This window comes from Lacrimispora xylanisolvens (genome assembly GCF_002934545.1).
Classification (GTDB): Bacteria; Bacillota; Clostridia; order Lachnospirales; family Lachnospiraceae; genus Lacrimispora; species Lacrimispora xylanisolvens.
This window is the reverse complement of the sequence record NZ_PTJA01000010.1, coordinates 82,564-104,042: the sequence shown is the minus strand read 5'-3', so window position 1 is coordinate 104,042 and position 21,479 is coordinate 82,564. Positions and strand designations below refer to the sequence as shown.

The 21,479-nt window shown below is 41.5% G+C and carries 19 protein-coding genes and 1 pseudogene; 17 read left to right on the top strand and 3 right to left on the bottom strand.

Going from position 1 to position 21,479, the window contains the following annotated elements:
• Positions 1-3: 3 nt before the first annotated feature.
• Positions 4-678, top strand: a complete 675-nt coding sequence (locus tag BXY41_RS17935; RefSeq protein ID WP_104438246.1) for a uracil-DNA glycosylase — start codon at positions 4-6, stop codon at positions 676-678.
• Positions 679-693: 15 nt separating this feature from the next.
• Positions 694-1,527: an undecaprenyl-diphosphate phosphatase gene (locus BXY41_RS17930; protein ID WP_104438245.1), complete on the top strand. Its 834-nt coding sequence runs from the start codon at positions 694-696 to the stop codon at positions 1,525-1,527.
• An 89-nt stretch (positions 1,528-1,616) separates the two neighbouring features.
• Here BXY41_RS17930 and BXY41_RS17925 read toward each other — a convergent pair whose 3' ends face one another.
• Positions 1,617-1,862, bottom strand: coding sequence for an HPr family phosphocarrier protein (locus BXY41_RS17925; RefSeq protein ID WP_104438244.1), 246 nt, complete (start codon positions 1,860-1,862; stop codon positions 1,617-1,619).
• Positions 1,863-2,331: 469 nt separating this feature from the next.
• On the opposite strand from BXY41_RS17925, the gene BXY41_RS17920 reads away from it, so the two are divergent.
• From BXY41_RS17920 to BXY41_RS17865, 12 genes and pseudogenes are all read left to right on the top strand, one after another.
• A complete protein-coding gene (locus BXY41_RS17920) occupies positions 2,332-3,918 on the top strand; it encodes a contractile injection system protein, VgrG/Pvc8 family (RefSeq protein WP_104438243.1) in 1,587 nt (528 codons plus the stop codon).
• A 41-nt stretch (positions 3,919-3,959) separates the two neighbouring features.
• Positions 3,960-4,169: a hypothetical protein gene (locus BXY41_RS17915; RefSeq protein WP_104438242.1), complete on the top strand. Its 210-nt coding sequence runs from the start codon at positions 3,960-3,962 to the stop codon at positions 4,167-4,169.
• Between the two features lie 15 nt (positions 4,170-4,184).
• A complete protein-coding gene (locus tag BXY41_RS17910) occupies positions 4,185-4,703 on the top strand; it encodes a hypothetical protein (RefSeq protein ID WP_104438241.1) in 519 nt (172 codons plus the stop codon).
• Positions 4,704-4,731: 28 nt separating this feature from the next.
• On the top strand, positions 4,732-5,319 hold the full coding sequence (locus BXY41_RS17905) for a hypothetical protein (protein WP_104438240.1): 588 nt from the start codon (positions 4,732-4,734) through the stop codon (positions 5,317-5,319).
• Positions 5,306-6,706 (top strand): contractile injection system protein, VgrG/Pvc8 family, encoded by a 1,401-nt coding sequence (locus BXY41_RS17900; RefSeq protein WP_104438239.1) that lies wholly within the window; start codon positions 5,306-5,308, stop codon positions 6,704-6,706. The genes BXY41_RS17905 and BXY41_RS17900 overlap by 14 nt, the downstream gene beginning before the upstream one ends.
• A 15-nt stretch (positions 6,707-6,721) precedes the next feature.
• Positions 6,722-7,291 carry a hypothetical protein gene (locus tag BXY41_RS17895; RefSeq protein WP_104438238.1) on the top strand — a complete coding sequence of 190 codons (570 nt, stop codon included), beginning with the start codon at positions 6,722-6,724 and terminating at the stop codon, positions 7,289-7,291.
• Positions 7,270-7,812, top strand: a complete 543-nt coding sequence (locus tag BXY41_RS17890) for a hypothetical protein (protein ID WP_104438237.1) — start codon at positions 7,270-7,272, stop codon at positions 7,810-7,812. The genes BXY41_RS17895 and BXY41_RS17890 overlap by 22 nt, the downstream gene beginning before the upstream one ends.
• A 34-nt stretch (positions 7,813-7,846) precedes the next feature.
• Complete coding sequence (locus tag BXY41_RS17885) at positions 7,847-12,862, top strand: DUF6531 domain-containing protein (protein ID WP_104438236.1); 5,016 nt, start codon at positions 7,847-7,849, stop codon at positions 12,860-12,862.
• A 22-nt stretch (positions 12,863-12,884) separates the two neighbouring features.
• A complete protein-coding gene (locus BXY41_RS17880; RefSeq protein WP_104438235.1) occupies positions 12,885-13,727 on the top strand; it encodes a hypothetical protein in 843 nt (280 codons plus the stop codon).
• A 184-nt stretch (positions 13,728-13,911) separates the two neighbouring features.
• Positions 13,912-14,577, top strand: coding sequence for an IS66 family insertion sequence element accessory protein TnpB (gene tnpB, locus BXY41_RS26590; protein WP_146088586.1), 666 nt, complete (start codon positions 13,912-13,914; stop codon positions 14,575-14,577).
• Positions 14,578-14,647: 70 nt separating this feature from the next.
• Positions 14,648-15,532, top strand: a pseudogene (gene tnpC, locus BXY41_RS17870) (IS66 family transposase); the annotation flags it as partial.
• Positions 15,533-15,957: 425 nt separating this feature from the next.
• Positions 15,958-16,683, top strand: coding sequence for a hypothetical protein (locus BXY41_RS17865; protein ID WP_104438234.1), 726 nt, complete (start codon positions 15,958-15,960; stop codon positions 16,681-16,683).
• A 438-nt stretch (positions 16,684-17,121) separates the two neighbouring features.
• Here BXY41_RS17865 and BXY41_RS17855 read toward each other — a convergent pair whose 3' ends face one another.
• A complete protein-coding gene (locus BXY41_RS17855; RefSeq protein ID WP_104438232.1) occupies positions 17,122-18,150 on the bottom strand; it encodes a 3-deoxy-7-phosphoheptulonate synthase in 1,029 nt (342 codons plus the stop codon).
• A 181-nt stretch (positions 18,151-18,331) separates the two neighbouring features.
• On the opposite strand from BXY41_RS17855, the gene BXY41_RS17850 reads away from it, so the two are divergent.
• From BXY41_RS17850 to citX, 3 genes are read left to right on the top strand one after another with little or no spacing between them, the layout of a single operon-like run.
• Positions 18,332-18,622, top strand: a complete 291-nt coding sequence (locus BXY41_RS17850) for a hypothetical protein (RefSeq protein WP_104438231.1) — start codon at positions 18,332-18,334, stop codon at positions 18,620-18,622.
• 47 nt (positions 18,623-18,669) lie between these two features.
• Entirely contained in the window at positions 18,670-19,977 is a 1,308-nt protein-coding gene (locus BXY41_RS17845; protein ID WP_104438230.1) for an MATE family efflux transporter, read from the top strand.
• A 55-nt stretch (positions 19,978-20,032) separates the two neighbouring features.
• Entirely contained in the window at positions 20,033-20,566 is a 534-nt protein-coding gene (gene citX / locus BXY41_RS17840; RefSeq protein WP_104438229.1) for a citrate lyase holo-[acyl-carrier protein] synthase, read from the top strand.
• Positions 20,567-20,583: 17 nt separating this feature from the next.
• On the opposite strand, the gene BXY41_RS17835 is transcribed toward citX, so the two are convergent.
• The gene (locus tag BXY41_RS17835) at positions 20,584-21,393 is read right to left on the bottom strand and encodes a MerR family transcriptional regulator (RefSeq protein ID WP_104438228.1); all 810 of its coding nucleotides are present in this window, start codon (positions 21,391-21,393) and stop codon (positions 20,584-20,586) included.
• Between the last annotated feature and the right edge of the window lie 86 nt (positions 21,394-21,479).

Sequence of the window (21,479 nt, the reverse complement as noted above, 5' to 3'; positions counted from 1 at the left end):
AATATGGGAGCAATTGATAACGACTGGCTGGAACCTTTAAACGGGGAATTTAAAAAGCCATATTACAGGGAACTTTATCAGAAGGTGAGGAAAGAGTACGAAACAACTCAGGTCTTTCCAGACCCCAATGACATATTCAATGCGTTTCAGTTTACCCCCCTTTCCAAAGTTAAGGTGGTGATACTGGGGCAGGATCCATATCACAACGTGGGTCAGGCTCACGGCCTGTGCTTTTCAGTGAAGCCCGATGTGGATATTCCGCCGTCTCTGGTGAATATCTATCAGGAACTGAAAGAAGACCTTGGCTGTAAGGTTCCTAACAACGGATACTTAAAAAAATGGGCAGATCAGGGAATTATGTTACTGAATACCGTATTGACTGTTCGGGCACACGCAGCTAACTCCCATCAGGGAATTGGCTGGGAGACTTTTACGGATGCGGCCATTAAAATTTTAAATGAGCAGGATCGCCCTATGGTCTTTCTTTTATGGGGGCGTCCCGCACAGAATAAGAAAGCAATGCTTACAAATCCCAAACACTTAATACTGGAAGCGCCACACCCCAGTCCTCTTTCCGCTTACAGAGGATTCTTTGGATGCAGACATTTCAGCAAAACCAATGCTTATCTGGAGGCAAATGGAATGACTCCAATTGACTGGCAGATAGAAAATATTTAAAACAGAGGAATTAAGATGAATATAATTGAGATATTAAAAGTTATCGTTCTGGGAATCGTGGAAGGATTTACAGAATGGCTGCCAATCAGCAGCACCGGTCATATGATTTTAGTAGATGAGATCATTCATTTAAACCAGCCGGACAGTTATAAAAACATGTTTCTGGTTGTAATCCAGCTGGGGGCGATTCTTGCAGTAGTAGTGTTGTATTTTGACAGGTTAAATCCATTTTCCCCAAGAAAAAAGGCGGCTCAGAAAAAGGCAACATTTATTTTATGGAGCAAGATTATACTGGCATGTCTGCCTGCAGCTGTGATTGGAATATTAGTGGATGACATCCTGGATAAATATTTAATGAACGGCTATGTAGTAGCAGCGACTTTAATTATATACGGTGTTCTCTTTCTTGTGATTGAGAACCGGAACAAGTACCGCAACTTTGAAGTGCAGAAGGTGGGAGAGATATCTTACCAGACAGCTCTTTATATTGGTTTGTTCCAGCTGCTTTCCTTAATTCCCGGTACATCCCGTTCCGGATCCACCATACTGGGTGCCATGATTTTAGGCTGCTCCAGAGCGGCATCAGCAGAATTTTCATTCTTCCTTGGGATTCCGGTTATGTTTGGTGCAAGCCTTTTAAAGATTGTGAAATTCGGTTTTAATTTTTCAGGAGCTCAGGTTTTTTATCTGATTTTGGGTATGGTAGTAGCATTTGCTGTTTCTGTCTATGCGATTAAGTTTCTTATGGGATATATCAGACAGCATGATTTTAAATTTTTTGGATATTACAGAATTGTCCTTGGGGCAATTGTACTGTTGTATTTTGGTGTAACCGCACTCCTTGGTTAAGGGAACCATGAAAAAGAGAGCTGTCCGCCGGCCAATCGCCGCGGTCAACTCTCTTTTGTATTATAGGTCATATTGTTCCTTTCCGACGGCTACGGTCTAAACAGCATTCCAATCCGCCCTTCAGCAGCTAGTTCATCTTCGCCGTCGAAGTTAAATAATAAATTCCGATTCTGTGTAACCAGTCCCATCTTCATTTCATCGTAGTCTTTCACATTAACTCTGGTCAACCCGTAATCAATATAGATATCGCACATAAATGCATTGGCAGTATTGATCAGAAGTGCAAGCGGAATGGGAATGGTACGCAGCTGGATATCGACATTCATCGTCCGCATATCCGTACCTCCTTCTCTTTAGCACCGGACATGCCGGTGTGGGCTTATGTATGAAACGTTACGTATAGGGGTAACTCTGGTAGTTTCATTTTACTCAATTCTATTTGAAATTACAAGAGTGAAAATAAAAAAGGACATGTTTTTGGTGTATGTCTACCCCAATAAATTGTGATATGTTCTAATTATATAAAAAAATACCTTGACATAAAACAATGGCAGGGTATTTTTTTTATGCAAACAAATTTCAAAGAACCAGAATTTCGGATTACAAAATTTGTAAGCCGAAAGTGACGTCTCGCAATGCTATTGACCGAATATAACTAAAAAAAATACCAAAAGTTACATATAAGCTGCTAATTATTACATGATAGTAGTTTTTGTAATTTATTGGAGTATAATGTAATTATTTATCAAATGCAATTAAATAGTAACTAACAGGGGAAATAACAGAGGAGGAAGGAGCTTTTTCATGAATGCAGTCACATCCGGAAATCTAATAATCCACAGTCTTTTAAATATCAATGAAGTTACTGAATTTGAAATGGACATAAAGAAAAACTGCCATACACTTGCCAAGCTAAAAGGATATGTTTCGGAAGATATTGGAGTATCGCCTATCTTACAAAAACTGGAGGGAAGTAGTATATCCGTTACGATGGCTGATAAAAATGGGAATGAAATGAGCCCTCCTGTTTTCTGTGGTTTTATTATGGAGGTCTCAATATGCAGGGAGGGAAACGGCTATACTGCTGAAATAGAGGCAGTGTCCCCTACCGAACTGCTTGACAGAGAAGAAAACTGCAGATCCTTTCAAAATATTGACATGACTTACAAAGCGTTAGTAAGGCGCGTCCTGGCAGATACAGCAAATACTGAAGTGATATTTCACATTGAGGACAGAAAAATTGGAACTCCGGTTTATCAATACAAGGAAACGGACTGGGAATTTTTAAAAAGAATTGCAGGACAACTAGGAACCTCTCTGCTTCCAGGGGGAGTTTCGGTTAAACCTGAGCTATATTTTGGTCTGCCCCGTGGCGAATCCAGAGAGGGGCAGGAAGCCAGTAAAGAAAAAATATGGTTTGATCGGTCTTATTACACCTATGATAAAGAGCAGTATCATTTTTTAAAGAGCCAGTTTATCTGTCATGAAATCAGCAATTATGAGAACTGGAAGGTTGGAGACAGTATAACAATGCGGGATAATTCCAACAAGGTAATTCTCGCCAAACGGTGTAAACTCAAACAAGGGCTGCTGGTTTATACCTATACGGTTGGTTCTCCCCAGGTATTTGGCACAGCCAGATATGACAATGCCCAGATGACTGGCGTCTCACTTGTGGGTACGGTACTGGAAACAAAGGGAGAGTGTGTACGTGTAAGTCTGGATATTGATGGGGCTCAGAATGGCCAGGAAGTGTTCTGGTATCCATGGCTGCCGGATACCGGAAATGTGATGTACTGTATGCCTGAAATCGGAGAGCGTATCTGGATTACATTTGACGATGGAGATGGCAGTGCCAGGGCAAGCGGCAGTATCAGGAAAAATGGAACCGGTAATGGAGAGATGACTGATCCGTCAAAGCGATATTTTACCACAGCAAAGAATAAACGGATGTATCTGCTTCCGGATTGCATGGGATTTGTAGATTTAAAACAGAGGGTTCCGTTAAAGGTGGAAATAAGTGACAGCCTGGGAGCAAATATTGAAAGCAGTAAAGAGCTTACCGTACTTGCGAAAAAAGGAGTGTGGCTAAAAGCCAGCCGAATCTCTTTTCTTGCCCCTCAGGAAATCTCCCTTGTCAGAAGAGATCTGGCTTCTCCTGCGGTTATTAATTTATGCAACGGGTTTGATTCCATTGGAAAATTTGGAAAGGTGAAAATGGAGGGAAGCGGTGATGCGGGATTTCCTGTAACCGAGTCTGCGGACGTGGGAAAATATGATTTAAACGGGGCAGAGAATGCAGTTCTGGCATCAACTCCATGTGCGGCAGGCACCACAATACTGGAACGGCAGATAACAGGGACAAAGGTAAACTTTATTACAGGGCAATAGATATAAAAGTGCTTTAAAAATAATATTTCGGGGGTGAAGAAATGAGTAAGACCATTAAAGTCGGCGGAGTTGGAAAAAGTCCTTTAATTGAAAAAGTCAACCGGCTGAATGCAATCAGCAGCCAGCTTGACGCAGCAGCTGTCTTAGAACAGAAGGTATTCCAGTCTGAGCAGGCGAAAGCACAGGATCGTTTGAATAAAAGAAATCAGATCATAAAAGATTTCGGCATCAGTTTTCAAAGTAGAGGGTAAACAGGAGTGTAACAGATGAATTTATTATATGATGAAAATACGGAAGGCTGCCTCCAGAAACCGGTTTTGACGCAAGAAATTAAACTTGTAGATGGATTATTAACAGCCAGAATTCCGGTCTTGCTAAAAGAGATGTCAGATAACGGGAAGGAAGCATATTATCCATATGAGGATCGTCCGGAAATGATTTTCGCAGATGATACAGGGGAATGTCAAATGACGTTTCAAATGATAGATAAGAAGCTGGGACCGGATGAAACGGGTATCGCTGCAGAAGCAGTTAGAGAATATATCAGCAGTATTTATCCAAGAAATGAATTATCTCCGGTTCATCGATACGATAAGGGGAAATTCCAGTGTGGCTGGTTTACCATGGAACTGGAAGAGGCGGGAGAGAGCAGTCAGCACGTAAAAGCGGTCTTATCGGTTCATAATCGGATGTTACTTGTCACGGCAACTTTTCCGGAACAGGATCGTTTGAAATGGGAGGCACTGTTAAAGTATTTTTTTGATACGCTGGAGGAAACTGCATAGTAGTTCGCAAAAGGTCAGGAGTGAGATAATGGAAGAGATAAATGATAACGATATTGATAAGATATTTTTGCAGCTTCAAAGAGAGCTTAATAAGATAAAACAGGAGACACAGGAACGGGCTGACCGATCAAAAAAGTTGAAGTGGTTTCCCAGTCTGGGTATTGCAATGGACATTCCAGATGGTTTTTTTGAAGCAGATGAAGATAAAACTGCTTCCATCTTTTTTTCAAAAAACCGCCCGGAGCTGGTATTAATCAATCCCTCTGCCCATTCAGGACTGACCTTCCAGACGGCAATTCTGGAAAAGAAGACATACGTTCTTGATCTTTATCATGAGAGGGAACAAATGATACAAATTTTAAAGCGCGCAGATGAAAAGAACGTTTTCTATGATCAGGGAAATATTTCCGGTAATGTTCCTATGGTGTGGTTTGATTACAAAAGCTTTGCTGCCGATGAACGGGTCTATAACATGATGTTTCTGATCCTTTCTGACAGAAAAATGATGGTTGGAACCTTTTACTGCATATTTAAGGATTACGATAAATGGAGGCCGGTGATCCTTCGTATGCTTGAGACAATACAGACAGAGGAGGAAGAATGTGAAAGAATATAATTTAAAAACAGGACCGATTCAGTTTATTGAGGTCAGAGAGCTTATGGTAAACAGGCAGATTAATGAGCATGGAACAGCTGTGGTAAGCGGGTATATTGCAGATGAGGATGAAGATATCTATTTAAAGCAGCTGACCGGCGATGTGTGGGAAAAGATCGAAGAAGTGGGGGAAGACGGTGACGTACAGACACTTTTCTGGGGAGTAGTTACCGGCTTTTCCGTGGAACAGGTAAATGATCAGAAAAAGATGACATTAGAGCTTACAACGGGTACCTATTTTATGGATCTGAAATCACACTTCAGAACCTTTCAGGATGGCACAGCTACATATGAAGCAATTTTTGGACAAATTACTGGAAACTATGAGAATTCGGGAATTATAAAGAATCGTCCCCTCACGGATAAGGCCGGAAAACTGGTGCTGCAGCACAGGGAGACAGACTGGGAATTTTTAAAGAGGATAGCGGCAGGGTTTCACAGCTTCCTTGTCCCCAGTACCAGAATAAACGGGGTTAAGTATTTTTACGATTTACCAAAAGGAGAAAGTTATGAACTCCCCAAGTTTGCCAAATACGCTGTTAAAAAGAATCTGATGGATTATCAAATGAAGCGGAGTCAGGGATTAACACAAATGCGGGAATCCTCCTGTCTGGAGTATGTGATACAAAGCCGGGAGGATTACCAGATTGGTGACCAGATTTCAATAGATGGAATGCAGCTCTTTGTCTGGAAAATAGAAAGCAGGTATGAAAGAGGTGAAATGCTGCATACATGTCACCTGAAATCCAGATCTGGTATGGATTTTCCGGAATACCGGGAGAAAGACCGTGCCGGCTGTTCTTTCCCGGCGGAAGTTCTAAAGGTAAAAGAAGATAAGGTGATGGTGAAGATAAGTAAGGATGAGAATCAGGATCAGAAAATTAATCTGTGGTATCCATACTCTACCGTTTATTCCACCCCTGACGGAACCGGCTGGTACTGTATGCCGGAGGTGGGGGATGCTGTCCGGCTCCATATACCGGAACAAAAGGAAGAAGAAGCATATGTGATAAGTTCGGTTCATCTTGATACACAAAGTTCTGACCGTAAAAATCCAGACCACAAAATTATTAAGAATAAATACCAGAAGGAGATTCGTTTTACTCCAGATTCCATTGTAATTACCAATAACCAGGGAACCAAAATAGAACTAAGTGATGCCAAAGGAGTCCATATCGTCAGCCAGAATGATATTGTATTAAAGGCAAAAGATGACCTTACTATTTCAAGTGAAACTGGTTCTCTCATTGCAGCAGGAACAGATTCCGTCAATATAAAGCAGAAGACAACCAGCATTAATATAGAACAGGGCATCTCTTTTACTGGAGGAGAACTGAAAGTACAGTAAACAGGAGGAAGTGTGATGGGTCGGATAAAAGAACTGGAAAAAGCCGCCCAAAATGCGGAAGATAAGATATTTATATTAAAGTGCCGCAGGCTGGAACTTGATTACCAGAACAAAGAGTGGAGGAAGCAGGCTTTGGAGCCTTTTGTTCAGTTATTAGAAGAGGCGGCAAAGAAAGAGAAAAAGTGGTCCTGGCTTGGGATCTGTTATCTCAATACCAGTCTGCAAACAGGAAGCTATGAGTTTTTGCTGTCTTTATATAATAACGAATTTTATTTTGATCCGGATCCAGTGGAATTGTACTGGCGTCCATCCGGCTTTTTTGAGTGCTTTGAGGATGATATGAAATCAGTAATGGCAGATTTAAGGAAAAAGTATCCCAGGATCTGGAGGTATGAGGAGGACGCGGTCCGCAGAGTTTGTGTGGAATATTACTATGCGGCCGTACGTCAGCTGTGCGCGGACTTGGCAGATGAAATAATGGAAACAGAAGCCTTTCAAAGGGCAGAAAAGGCAGAAGATTTTTCTGCCTTTTTCGGCAGGTATCAGGGAGAGGGGGAGATTATATGGCGTACCAGGGAAACTTAAAATATTTTATACTGACCAACGAAGAAAAGAATCCCCTTTTGCAGATTATGAATATAAACCAGTCCATTGATGTAAGAAAGCTAAACAGGAAGGAGTATCAGACCATTCCTTCTTATGTATTGCTAAATGCAAAGCTTGGTATAGATGGCATATTTCCTGATATCATTGAGAAACCTGTTTTTCTGCTATCAAGGGCAGCTATGGAAGTAACTGGCTTATACGATTCCAATATTCCGTTTTTGTTTTTTGTACTTTTTGATACAGATAAAGGAGAGTGCGCCTCTTACTTTAGTCCGGTGCTGGAAGAAGAGGACTGTCTGGCGCAAAAGCCGGAACCTGGGCAGCGGGAACTTATTTTGGATCGGAGTAAAATGACAGGAATTCCTCTGTTTCGTATCAGGACAGGAACTGAAAGTGCAGTAATAATCCGTATGGATCTAGCGGAAAGTCTGCTGGAACGGGGAGCAATTGGTCTGAATCTTAAGGAGGTAAGTTTAACTGGCAGCAGCATCTTGAGATAAATAGTTAAAACAGGGGAAAGAGAGGAGAAAAGCAATGAGTGAGGCAGGTAAAATGAATTTAGGTCAGGGACCAGGATCGATGCTTAATCAGGCGCAGAAAGCAGCAGACAGTAAGGAGTATCTGGTGGAGGGAGCAAAGCTTTTCTGTGTCAACGGAAGCAATATTACCCAGCTTAAGCTTCCAACCGGTCATGGATATACCAGTGGTGGAAAGAAAAAGGTAAACTGTAAGGATTGCAAGGCCTGTGAGAATATCCCGTATTTTGGAGAGTGCCGAAAGAATGAAAAGGACCACAAGTGCGAAGGCTTCATGGATCTGGCTGATAAATGGGAAAATACAGCAGTAGGAACCGGAAAGGCGGAAACCGTAGGGGGAGAAGAGGCTATCAGCATGAGTTCTGTCCTGCTCTGCAAAAAGGGAGGAGTCATTATTCCCGTGACATCTGGACAGGGGTATGACGGGAAGATAAACTGGGCTGCATTTTTAAAGCGTTACCAGAATGTATTCCGCTGGGTAGCTGGAAAGAATAAGCTTTGTCAGGTCTATGGTAAAGATCCCATCAATATGAACACAGGAAATTATATATACGAAAAAGAGGATCTTGTCATAAATGGGAATATGCCGTTAAGTTTTCAACTGTTCTATAATGCTATGGATTGCGGAGACCAACAGGTACTTGGAGAAGGATGGAATCATAATTATGGGGTCCGTCTGATAAAAATCAAAGAGGAAGAACTGTTAGGAATCGTCATGGAAGACGGCCGGGAACTGCCTTACTGCCGGAAGCTGGGGAATAGTTATGCTCCGGTTATGTTAGATGGAGGAATACTGAGCAAATCAGAAAACGGTTACCAGTTTGAGAGGGAAGATGGTACTGTTTATGAATTCGACCAGGAGGGAAAGCTATGCAGCCAGAAAGACAGGAATGGAAACAACCGTAAATTTACGTACAACAGTGATGGACTTTTAGAATGTGCGGATAATGGAACCGGAGGCAGGCTGAATTATACCTATAATCAGGAAAGGAAACTGATCTATGTAGAGGATCATACCGGAAGAAAGATCAGTCTGAAATACCAGTATGGGAAGTTGCGGTGGTTTACCAATTCCATGGGAAACACCTATGCCTATGAATACAATGAGAATGGAAAGGTAAATGGAATTATTACGCCACGGGATATACTGGGAGTAAAGAATGAGTATGATGGAGCGGACCGGGTAAGAAAACAGATCATGCCCGATGGGGGTGTGACAGAGTTTCGGTATGATGATGAAAATAACCGCACCTACATGTTGGAGCAAAATGGAAATCTGGTTATTTATGAATGTGATAAACTAATGCGCAATGTCCGTACCATTTATGAGGATGGGGAAGAGATATTTGAATATAATGACAGGAATCAGAAGATTCGTTTTACGGATAAAAACGGGAATACGACCCGGTATTCATATGATAACCGGGGAAATTTAACACAAATAGTCAATGCTTTGGGGCAGAAGACGAATATGACCTATGACATTAACCGAAAATTGATTTGTATAAAACAACAGGATGGAGCCTGTTCTAAAAGACGTTATGATAAATCAGGGAATCTTGTGGAAGTGGAAAATCCAAATGGAAATATTACATACTTCAACTACGATGATAAAAAACAATTGGAAAGTATTTTATATCCGGACGGTTCGAAGACAAAGCTGCGCTATGATTCCTCTGGGAACGTAACCTGTATGATCGATCCAATGGAAAATATGATCCAGTACGAATATGACATACTAAACAGAGTTTCTTCGACCACAGATGGAAATGGTAATGTAACCAGATTTTTTTATAATGAAAAGAACGATATTGTTAAAACCATAAATTCTATGGGATATGAAAAAGAGTACAAATATAATTCAAGTGGAAAGGTAATTGCCATCATGGATTATGATGGGTCAACACAAAAGATGTGGTATAATTCCTGCAACCGTCCGGAACGATATGAGGACCAAGAAGGGAATATGACGGAATTCCAGTATGATGAAATGGGAAATCCGATTAGTGTAAAACTTCCAAATGGAGGAGATATACACCTTGCCTATGATAAATCCAACCGACTGATTCAACATGAGGATGCAGTAGGGGGGAAGACGAAATTTGCTTATGATGCCTGTGGAAACAAGGTGGAGATAAAAGATGTAAGAGGTAAAACTACCAGTTACCATTACGATGTATTAAACAGAGTAATAGAAGAAACGGATTCTCTTGGCATGGTAACTCAATATGAATATGATGCTGCTGGAAACTTAGCAAGGATCACAGATCCGGCCGGAAACTGGAAACAGATGGAGTATGATGCATGCGGGAGAAAAATTAAAGAAACTGATATTCGTGGAAACATAACTACCTTTTGTTATAATTCAATGGGAAAACCGCTGTTGGTCAAGGACGGTATTGGAAGGACAACTTCTTATGAATATTTTCCAGGGGGGCTTTTAAAAAAGGTTATTTTTCCAGATGGTAAAAGTGAAAATTATACTTATGATGCAAATCAGAACGTAATAGAAAAGAGGGATGCTGAGGGATATCATATTCATTACACTTATGATAATGAAAACCGCATCATATTTATAAAAAGCAGTGATGGGCAGGAAAAATCATATGATTATGACGCAGTTGGACGTATAACTGCTGTGATGGATGCCAACAAAAATAAAATGACGTATCGATATTCCTCGTCGGGAAAACTTGTAAGCGTTGAGGATGGAGAAGGGAATGTAACAAAGTATGGTTATGATCCATTAGGAAATGTAACCGCAGTATTCCGCACGGGAAATATCACCGAGAGGAATCTGGAATTAGAAGAGGCCATGCGGATCAATCAGGATAAACATAACCTGCACTTAACGCTATATGAGAGGGATTTGGAAGGCAGGGTAGTATCTGTAATAAATCCACTTGGAAATAAAGAACAGTATGAACACGATGCATCCGGAAACGTATTGCGAAGAACAGACCGTGATGGACGGAGCACTTCCTTTTTGTACACTATAGATGGTCTGCTTGAGAGCATTGCATATGATAATGGAGACGTGGTAAAATATACCTACGATCAGCTTCGGCAGTTAAAGGAGATAGAAGACTGGTTGGGAACCACAACCGCTGAGTATGACAGTTATGGAAGAATCCAAAAGGTAACCAACCACCGGGGCCAGAGCATAGCGTATGAATTCGGAGATATGGATGAAAGAAAAGCGGTGATCGATCCAGAGGGGAACCGTACCGAATATACCTATGACCAACTTTTGCGCCTTACCCAGGTGAAAAATGGTAAATCCCGTGTGAATTACCAATATGATTCGGCTGGAAGACTGGCAGAAAGAATCTGCAATGACAATCTTACTACGTGCTGGACGTATGATCATGTGGGAAGGCTTAAGAAGCTGATTCATAAAAGCGGTGAAACGGTATTGGAAGACTACCAATATGCGTATGATCTCATGGAGAATAAAACACAAATCCGGAAATACCGAAGAGGAATCCCTAAGGAAAGCGGAGACTACCGGTATCACTATGACCGGAGTGGACGGCTGACCACTGTGGAACAGAATGGACAAGTCCTGCGTGAATATGGGTATGATAGGTTTCATAACCGCACTTTCATGGTGGAAGGAGAAGACCGTACCGATTATATCTATAATGTTGCAGATCAGATGGTTCAAAAAAACGGAACGTCCAAGTACGCATATCAGTATGACTTAAGAGGGAATCTGACAGAGGTCCGGGAGAATGATGTCCTTTGGCAGAGATACAGTTATAATGCCATGGGAAGGCTTGAAAGAGCAGAAACCAGAGATGGGAAAAGCAGCTGGCATGAATATAATGGTCTGGGACAAAGAGTCAGAACAACAGAAAAAAGAGACGAAGCAAATCCTGTTGACACAGAATACCTTCTTGACATTACAAAGGATCATCATGACCTTCTGGCGTTAGAAAGGGGAGGAAAACGTCAAACCTATTTGTGGGGAAATTCTCTGGAAGGTATGAGAGAAAACGGGGTAGACAGCTTTGCCCTTTTAGATGAGATGGGAAGTCCGGTTCGTTTTCTTTGGTATACCGGAAAAGAATTGGAACGTTATGGGTATGATGAATTTGGCTGTGACGAATTTGGAAATGCGGGAAAGATACAGCCCTTCTCTTATACCGGATACTTAGCGGATGAAGTAATTGGTACTTATTATGCTCAGGCCAGAGAGTATGTCCCGGAGATTGGAAGATTTGCGGGGGAGGATATTCAAAAGGGATACCTGGATAGTCCTTCCTCTTTAAACAGTTATATATACTGCTTAAATTCCCCTTTAAATTTTGTGGATTTACTGGGGGAGGCAATAGAATGGTGGCGCGATCTGATTGAGAAGGGGAATGATGCGCATACGACATTAAGGTCCTATATGAAAGGCTGTCCGGGGTTATTACCGGAGCAGACTATACCAAATGGATTAGAAAAAGATAAAAAGCTGGGGTATTCCACGCCGACGGGAAAGGGGAGAGTGGATTATTTGTATTATAATGCGGCTGGACAGATAGAAGTATATGAATTAAAGCATGATACGGCCTATAGTAAAGCCAGAGGACAAGTACAGTTAAATGCATATGTAGATGCAATAACTAGGAATCATACTGATAAAAGATATAAGGGAAGGACTGCAATACCGGGGGAATCCTTAAATGCTATATTTAACTGCGATGTCCCCAGCCAAAGATATCCAAATAGAGTCATTCATTACCATACTGAAGCAGAATATCCCGGAATGATCTTCTGGTCCTATGAGAAAAAGAAAAAGCAACCGCAGGAGGAAATGGTAACAGTACCAAAAGATGCATTGGAATGGGCGAAGAATGCTGGTTTGGTAGTGGTTGGAACTGCAGCAGTAGTAGGAGCGGGTATTTTGTTTGCAGATAATTTATCTGGTGTTGGATTATTCGATGATGGCATTGCAGTAGCGCTTTTGAAAGCAGCAGCACAAATATTTTCTAAGGTATTTGGTAGTTGTCAGGCAGCATACTAAGATTAGTTGAAAAGGAGACAAAATGGGAAAGAAGAGTATTGTAGTTGAAGTAATGAAAAAAAGGTTGGTCCCATATGGATTTCAATATGCAGATTATGAAGGATATCGTTGGAGATTCAGCAGAGAGGTAGATGGATTGGTTCAAAGTGTAGTGATTCAGAGAAGTTATCATGGAAATGATTATACTTTGGAAATGGACAATGGTTATTGGTTTGGTAGATCAAAGGAAATAACCGATGATCCAAACTGCAAGTTAGACTTCCTGCCCTTTCAAAACGAAGAAGAACAGATTGCCGTGCTGAACCAACTGTTAGATTTGGTTGAACAATACGGATTGAAGAAACTGGAGGAAAAGGCGGAAGAATCAAGAGCGAAGATAAAAGAGATGGAAGAATGGCTTTATCCAACTCCTGAAATGTATAAAAAGTTATATGAAGAGAATTCTAAATTAACACAAAATTTTATCGAACAGTATAATACAGATAAGCTGTCGGAAGAAGATATGCTTTTGCTGTTAAAAAGAGAATTAGAAAAAATTAAAGGAAAACCGTATGAGGATGTGCAGGATAAATTAATAGAGCTTGCTTCAGTATATGGGAATATGTTTATAAAAAAAGTGGGTGGATGTTGGAAATATACAGAAAGTGATGGATTATCTGGTGTAGATATAACTTTATACCATTGGCGTGATATATTACAGGAATTGGTAAGGATATGGCAAAGAGAAGACGTTGAATTAATACTAAATTATTATTATGACAATTGTAATGGAATTATTAGATGGGTAAGATCTTGTAGAAAATCGTATGGAGAAGATTGGCAGCCATCTTCCGCTTATGCAAAATGGAAAGTACCTTCAATGTAATTAATATATGATAAATTGTGGACAAAAAATGGGGAAGAAGAGTATTGTAGTTGAAGTAATTTAAATGGACAATGATTGTTGGTTCGTAAGCGCCTAAATTTTGGGCGAATAGTAAATTAGATCATATTCCTTCATAATGGTAGACAAGTAGTTTTTTACTACACTTTCATTTTGGAGGACTGCTATGGCTAAATATAACTCACGCCGATCCCAAGAAGAATGGGTAAAACTCATTACCAAATGCCGCCATAGCGGACTGGCAGACAATGCGTGGTGTGAGCAGAACAACGTCCCACCGAGCAGTTTTTACAATGCCGTGACCAGGCTCAGAAAGAAAGCCTGTGCTATTCCTGAAACAACTGCGCCATCTGACCACACATATGCACTTGACTTTACTTCCCGACAGGAAGTGGTCCGGGTTGATATATGTCCGGATTCTTGCCAGCAACCATTTTCCCCGTGCATAGATGTGCCGAAACCTGCAATGCACCTTGACTTTTCACATACAATCGAACTTGTGGTGGACAACTTCAGGGTAAAAATCAGCAATGCCGCAGACCCGAAGCTGTTGGCTGAGATCCTCGATGGACTCTGTGCAATTATTAAGGAAGAGTTTTCCATGGACATGGATCATGCACTTTTCCTGTTCTGCGGACTCAGATGTGACGGGATCAAAGCCATCTTAAAGGAACCGGACGGCATTGTCTTAATCTACAAACGCCTGACAGCACAGGGGCGTTACCGTTGGCCGAGAGACAAATCCGAGGTCAGAAACCTCACCTGGAAGGAGTTTGACTGGCTCATGTCTGGCATCGATATCGATCAGCCAAAGGCAATCCGGACATCATAAAAGGTGGTTTCCCATTCTCCAAAAACTATATATCTAAATGCCGGAAAACAGCGTATTTTCCGCAAACCGTCCCATGTATGACTATTTCAGGAGAAAACTCCTCTCACGACCATTCGTAATGGCTGACGAGACGCCCCTGCAGGTGCAGCATGAACCGGAACGCCGGGCGCAGACCCAGTCTTATATGTGACTGTTCCGCAGCGGGGAGGATGGAGAGGACCCGGTTATCATCTATCGGTATTCCCCTACCCGTGCCGGAGATAATGCCGCAGAGTTTCTGGAAGGATTTCATGGATATCTGATGTGTGACGGATACAGTGGCTATAATAAGGTCCCGGAGGCAAAGCGCACTGCATGCTGGGCGCACATCCGAAGATATCTGATTGATGCAATCCCAAAGGGGAAACAGCTTGACTATACGCAGCCAGCCGTTCAGGGAGTCATGTATGTCAACCAACTCTTTGAACTGGAGAAGAAGATCCGGCAAAAACATGCCGGGGACTATGAAGCCATCCGAAAGGCCCGCCTGGAGAAGGAAAAGCCTGTTGTAGATGGATTCTTGACGTGGCTTAAAGATCAGTCGCCGACCAGAGGATCAAGAATGGCGAAGGCGGTGACCTATATACAAAACCGGGAACCGTATCTTGCCACATATCTGGAAGACGGAAGGTGCAGTTTTTCAAACAATTTAAGTGAAAACGCAATCCGCCCGTTTGTGGTGGGCCGTAAGGGTTGGCTGTTCAGTGACACACCGGCTGGTGCTGAAACAAGTGCCATCATCTACACAATGGTAGAGAATGCAAAAGCAAACAGAGTAAATGTTTACCAATACCTGAAACTTCTCCTTGAAAAGCAGCCGAATAACCAGATGAAAGATGAAGAGCTGGAAAAGCTCGCACCATGGAACAAAGAAGTAAAGACATTTCTGGAAACTCGTGCTATGGAAGAAGATTAAAACAGTTAGATTATATGTGAATTGTCAAGGTGCTTCGGTTTCCAAATGGAACCGGGGTATTTTGAGTTTTGGGAGTAAATAACTACTCATTACCAAAATTCCCGACGACAATATCGAACTACCGCCCGAAATTTAGGCGCTTACGATACAACAAAGAAGGGCTATATATTAATGAAAGTTTGGGAGGTGGGAAGGATACGTTACCTTTAGAATTACCAAATGGGGTAACTATCGATTCACATGCAAAAATCATATGGTCAATTTCGAAAGATGAAACAATAGTGCCATGGGATACAATATTAGAGTGCGTTCGCATTTTGGCATTAGCTTCTATAGCTATAGCCCTTGCTCCAGAAACAGGTGGAGGGTCTTTAGGGCTGCTATGTGGAGCATAGTATTGAATAATTAGTCAAAAGGAGATATCAATGAAGAAAATAATAAAATACATAGGACTCTTTATACTTGTAATGCTGGGACAATTCATAATATTGGCTATACCATTTGCATTTTCCACATTAAAAATAAATAATGTGGAAGGTTCAGCAGATAATTCTCAACAAATACTATTCGAGTTTAAAGCAAAGGATATGCCGGCTTTCGAAGAACCGGCTCCAATTTATGCAGATACCAAAGAAGCGGCTCTAGTTGTGGTAAATCAAAAAATTTATTTTGGAGAAGAGTATTTTTATGCAAGTAAAGTAAGTGACATAATAAAAATCTTTGAAAACGATGATTATGCAACAATGGTTTACTTTTCAAAAAAGGATTCAAGGGAAGGAGCACTTGTTATAGCTAAATTTAAAATAAAAATAGCAGAGGATAAAAAGCAATATGCATTACTTACTGCAATCATCCAAGGATATGGTAATTCTAAAAGAATAAAGGAAACACCAGAGGGACATTTCGATATATTTTGTCAGGCAATTCAAGTCCTTGATTTACCTGATTTAAAAGATTTGGGTATCACAGAAGGAAATCGATTTATATTTGGAGGCCTTGATGAAGAATATGTAAAAAGGCTGAAGATAGAAGGTCAGAGTCCAACTGAAATTATTGAATATACTCTATATGGTGAAAAGAGATATTTTTGGTATTATGAAAATTTAATTAGCGATAAACCAAGTTCACAATTTGACATAAAAGTGGAGTAAGAGTGGAAAAGAAGACAGAATGGGTTAAATATATCTATTCCCTGGACCATATGATAATTACAGACCATCATTTTTTGGCAATTGCGATAATGGCTTTCTTTGACAACGACATTTCTAATCTAGTATTTAAATCTTCTTCCGTACCGACTCAGAAAGAAATCTGTTTATACTCGTATATCCATATCATAAGCATAGTGATGAAAGGGATGGGAGGCTGAACTCCTTACGGTTTTCATATGCGGAATAAGAGGGCTACTGACGTAGAATCAGCAGAGAAATGGATTGATCTAAAGCGTAGTGATAGATAATCAGCAAAGATAAGTACATATAAATTAAAAGAAGGTCATAGACCAAAGTAATCTGTTGAGAAATACATCAGACTGTTTTGGTCTATACCTTCTATTAAATTACTTGAAATTATGAAAGTTGTATGGGCAATTAACAGTTCTCCGCAATCTCATAAAGCAGACGCTCGGATTCCTCCCACCCAAGACATGGATCGGTAATGGATTTTCCATAGCATCCGTCTCCAACCTTCTGGCATCCAGGCTCGATATAGCTTTCAATCATCAGTCCCTTAACAAGGCTGCGGATTTCAGGTGCGTGCTTTCTGCTGTGAAGGACTTCCTTGGAGATACGAATCTGTTCCCTGTATTTTTTATTGGAATTTGAATGGTTTGCATCTACGATGCAGGCCGGGTTTTGCAGATTGCGTCTGCTGTACATCTCATGAAGAAGAAATAAATCTTCAAAATGATAGTTAGGGATGCACTGGCCATGTTTATTAACCGCACCACGCAGTATGGTGTGGGCAAGTGGATTGCCGGAACTTTTCACTTCCCATCCACGGTAAGTAAAATCATGAGCCTGCTGGGCAGCAACTACGGAGTTGAGCATAACCGACATATCACCGCTGGTGGGGTTTTTCATACCAACTGCCACCTCACAGCCGCTGGAAGTTAACCGGTGCTGCTGGTTTTCCACGGAACGGGCACCGATGGCAATGTAAGACATGATATCGTCAAGGTAGGTTAAGTTCTCCGGATACAGCATTTCATCTGCTGTGGATAAACCGGTCTCCTCAAAAACCTTCATATGCATGCGGCGGATGGCGATGAGTCCTTCGTGCATGTCCGGTTTTTTCTCCGGGTCAGGCTGGTGAAGCATTCCTTTATAGCCTTCGCCTGTGGTTCTTGGCTTGTTGGTGTAAATTCTGGGAACCAGAATCAGACGGTCTTTTGTTTTTTCCTGAACCTTTACCAGCCGATTTACATAATCGCAGACGGAGTCTTCGTTATCAGCAGAACAGGGACCAATAATAACCAGAAATTTGTCGCTGTTTCCTGTAAGTACGTCACGGATGGCCTGGTCTCTTTCTATCTTAAGGGCTTTTAAAGCGGCTGGAAGAGGAAAACGATCTTTGATTTCTTCCGGGCTGGGCAGATTGCTGACATATTGAAATCCCATAATATCCTCCTGTATCATTGCTTTTTATTTTTTGCAGTTGATTATATAACAGAACACGGGAAAAATCCAGTGTTCCTTGAAATTTGGTCAAGTTTGACCAAGTGTCTCTTGTAAAGTGTTCCTTTTTATTCAAAAATGTTGTATGATGTTAACGAATGAAAAATGGAAAGGTGTTAAAAATATGGAAAAATATTGGAACTGGGGAGGAAGCTATATCGGGGTGAAGCAACGAGATTATTTAGTTGCGTGTGATGGAACAGTTCTTGGCAAATTTTACGGCAAAGAGCTGTATGACAAGAATGGAAATTACATAGGTGAGTTAGGAAGAAATGACAGACTGATTAAAAATAAAACAAAAGAGCCATTTCGCCGTCTGGCTTTCAGTCCTTATGTTAAAGGGACCATAACCAGTCCGGTGAAAAGCATTGCACCCTATCCCATGATTTCCGGATTTGAGGATTTTACTGTCTGACTGTATGTGACTGATGGGAGAAATATGAAGATTACTAAGGAGAAAGTATGAAGGACTTAACGAAGGGCAGCCCTGGAAAAATCATGCTTCAGTTTGCGGTTCCTGTTGCAGCCGGCAATCTATTTCAGCTATTTTACAGCCTTGCCGATACCCGGGTAGTGGGAAGCACCCTGGGAGAGAGTGCACTGGCAGCTGTGGGAGCCACAACTTCCATCAGCACTCTGTTTATCGGTTTTCTGTCTGGATTGACCGGCGGTTTTGCCCTGCTTACAGCAAGAAGTTATGGAGCAGGAGAAGAAGAGAAGGTCAGAAGGTATTCGGCCGGATGTCTGCTTCTGGGGACTCTCACCTCCATTGTGATCACTTTGCTGTGTGTTGGAGGTCTGCCTCTGTTTTTAAGGGCACTTCATGTACCGGAGTCTTTGATGCCCGCTGCGAAGGGATATATCCGGATCATTCTGTTTGGAATGGTCATGACCATGCTATATAACGCCTGTGCCTCCATTTTAAGAGCAGTGGGAGATACGGCAGCCCCTTTGGCATTTCTGGTTTTATCCAGTATACTCAATGTATTTCTGGATCTTTTCTTCATCCTTGTTCTCCATAGCGGGGTGGAGGGAGCGGCCATTGCAACCGTATTGTCCCAAACCCTGTCGGCAGTGTTAAGTCTTTGCTATATGATAAAACGGTATCCGGTTTTCCGCTTTCATATCCGGGATTTTAAAATTACCAGAGGAGAGATCAGGCAGCTCTATTCGTCGGGAATTTCCATGGCTCTCATGATGTCACTGGTATTTTTTGGAACCCTTTCCCTGCAAAGCGCAATCAATCTGTTGGGGACAGATATTATTGTAGCGCACACGGCGGCTCGTAAGATTACAGAGTTTTTCATGCTCCCCTTTTCAGTTATGGGCGTAACCATGGCAAATTTTTGCGGCCAGAATATGGGAGCGGGTAAGATTTCCCGAATTTATAAGGGCATTTCCCAGGCGCTTATCATTACGTCCATCTGGTCATTGGCAATGATTTTCTTAAGTTATACGGCTGCGCCTTATCTGGTGTATCTGGTGACCGGTTCTTTAAACCGTGATATAGCAGGAACGGCTGCCCTTTACTTAAAGATTAATTCCCTGTTTTATTTTGTACCTGCAGCGATTTCCATTTTCCGGAATGCACTTCAGGGATGCGGGGATCATAAAACCCCGGTTGTATCAAGCTTTATTGAACTGGCAGGAAAGGTTGCAATTGCAGCATTTCTGGCACCGGTTCTTAACTATATGGGAATTATTGTAGCAGAACCAATCGTCTGGATTCTCATGGTGATTCCACTGACAATTAAGATCAGAAAACTATAAGACGTTTTTTTAAGACAGAATTTCTGTACAGATTAAGCCAGATAAGAGGTAGAACATGGAGAGATATGTAGAGCTTGAGGAGATGCTTCGGTTTCGGGAAACGAAAGTCAGAATCCAGGAAGAGCTGAGGGAAAAATATAAGGGGATGGTGACAATGGCACTGGCAATGAACATACCAGGTCCAGTCAAGACTTCCCCCGATTTTTTGCTTGCGTTTAACGAGGGAACCAAAACGCTGGAAGAGGCAGTTACTGATTCTGGAATCAGAATCAAAGAGATGGCAGAGGTGTCGGAGAATGCAGGATATATGAAATTCTATGCTTTAGACAGTTTTGATCCTGCCGCAGTGAAATGTCTGGCAGTCAGGCTGGAAGAGAGCCATCCGCTGGGCAGGCTGTGGGATATTGATGTTTATGATAAAAAGGGCGTCAGTATGAGCAGAGAGATCCTTTCTGCCCCTGCCCGCAAATGTTTAATCTGCGGACAGGATGCCAAGGGATGCGCCAGAAGCAGAACTCATTCAGTTGACGAGCTGATCCTCCAGGTGGAGCATATAATTCAAGACTGGAAAACCCATCATGGATTATAAAAGACAGTTTTTAACCTTTATAAATGAATCATGATCTGGAGCTCCATCAGATATTCATATTTGGAACATGCAGGGAATTTTACCATGGGAGAGATCAAATATGCAGTCTCGTCTAAGACGATTCCTTTTACCTGTGCATATTCGGCCAGTTCGTGAAACGCTGTGCTGGTATTTTCCTCAGAATAAAGAAAACTCCGGGTGATATAGCGGCCTTCCCGAATGGTTTTTAACTCCATTCCAGGCAGCTTTTTGTCAGATAAAACACCAAAGCCCCGGACTTTCAAAGTTTCTCCTGCCTGAAGATCCGATCGGGAAAACAAAAGGCACATCGTGTTTGTCTCCGGCAGATCCTCATCCGCGCCGTTTCTCGTAACATATTTATCTATATCATAAATAGAGCTGTCCAGTTTGTGGTAATACAAATTCCGGCTCATCTGGTATTTCTCGTATATCCCGATTTTACCGGGATATTTTTTTTGATCTTCTATCTTTTCAATCAGATGTTCTGTCAGCTGTATGGAACTGTCCAGAGAAGCAATTCTGCTTTCCAGCTGCTGTTTATGACACTTAAGCTGTGTTAATAAATGGTCTGGTTCTTTGTTCTCCTCTAACATCTTTTTCACATTCTCAAGAGGAATTCCAAGGATTTTGTTTAAGTAACGGACTACATCAATAATGAAAAACTGTTCATAGCTGTAGTAGCGGTATTTGGTCTCCGGTGAAATATAACAGGGTTTTAAGAGCCCCATATCATCATAATTACGTAAAGCTTTCGTTGAAATTTTAAGAAACCGTGAAACTTCCCCAATTGTATATAAGTTTGTCATTTTTTTCACACTCCACTATTGACTTTGCCTCTGTGGCAAAGTTTATAGTACTAGTATAAATGAATCTCAACAAAGGAGTCAAGAAA

Bases quoted from the DNA above. Each gene is read 5' to 3' on its own strand.
- BXY41_RS17935 (WP_104438246.1), top strand. From the start codon at position 4: ATGGGAGCAATTGATAACGACTGGCTGGAACCTTTAAACGGGGAATTT.
- BXY41_RS17930 (WP_104438245.1), top strand. From the start codon at position 694: ATGAATATAATTGAGATATTAAAAGTTATCGTTCTGGGAATCGTGGAA.
- BXY41_RS17925 (WP_104438244.1), bottom strand. From the start codon at position 1,862: ATGCGGACGATGAATGTCGATATCCAGCTGCGTACCATTCCCATTCCG.
- BXY41_RS17920 (WP_104438243.1), top strand. From the start codon at position 2,332: ATGAATGCAGTCACATCCGGAAATCTAATAATCCACAGTCTTTTAAAT.
- BXY41_RS17915 (WP_104438242.1), top strand. From the start codon at position 3,960: ATGAGTAAGACCATTAAAGTCGGCGGAGTTGGAAAAAGTCCTTTAATT.
- BXY41_RS17910 (WP_104438241.1), top strand. From the start codon at position 4,185: ATGAATTTATTATATGATGAAAATACGGAAGGCTGCCTCCAGAAACCG.
- BXY41_RS17905 (WP_104438240.1), top strand. From the start codon at position 4,732: ATGGAAGAGATAAATGATAACGATATTGATAAGATATTTTTGCAGCTT.
- BXY41_RS17895 (WP_104438238.1), top strand. From the start codon at position 6,722: ATGGGTCGGATAAAAGAACTGGAAAAAGCCGCCCAAAATGCGGAAGAT.
- BXY41_RS17890 (WP_104438237.1), top strand. From the start codon at position 7,270: ATGGCGTACCAGGGAAACTTAAAATATTTTATACTGACCAACGAAGAA.
- BXY41_RS17885 (WP_104438236.1), top strand. From the start codon at position 7,847: ATGAGTGAGGCAGGTAAAATGAATTTAGGTCAGGGACCAGGATCGATG.
- BXY41_RS17880 (WP_104438235.1), top strand. From the start codon at position 12,885: ATGGGAAAGAAGAGTATTGTAGTTGAAGTAATGAAAAAAAGGTTGGTC.
- tnpB (WP_146088586.1), top strand. From the start codon at position 13,912: ATGGCTAAATATAACTCACGCCGATCCCAAGAAGAATGGGTAAAACTC.
- BXY41_RS17865 (WP_104438234.1), top strand. From the start codon at position 15,958: ATGAAGAAAATAATAAAATACATAGGACTCTTTATACTTGTAATGCTG.
- BXY41_RS17855 (WP_104438232.1), bottom strand. From the start codon at position 18,150: ATGGGATTTCAATATGTCAGCAATCTGCCCAGCCCGGAAGAAATCAAA.
- BXY41_RS17850 (WP_104438231.1), top strand. From the start codon at position 18,332: ATGGAAAAATATTGGAACTGGGGAGGAAGCTATATCGGGGTGAAGCAA.
- BXY41_RS17845 (WP_104438230.1), top strand. From the start codon at position 18,670: ATGAAGGACTTAACGAAGGGCAGCCCTGGAAAAATCATGCTTCAGTTT.
- citX (WP_104438229.1), top strand. From the start codon at position 20,033: ATGGAGAGATATGTAGAGCTTGAGGAGATGCTTCGGTTTCGGGAAACG.
- BXY41_RS17835 (WP_104438228.1), bottom strand. From the start codon at position 21,393: ATGACAAACTTATATACAATTGGGGAAGTTTCACGGTTTCTTAAAATT.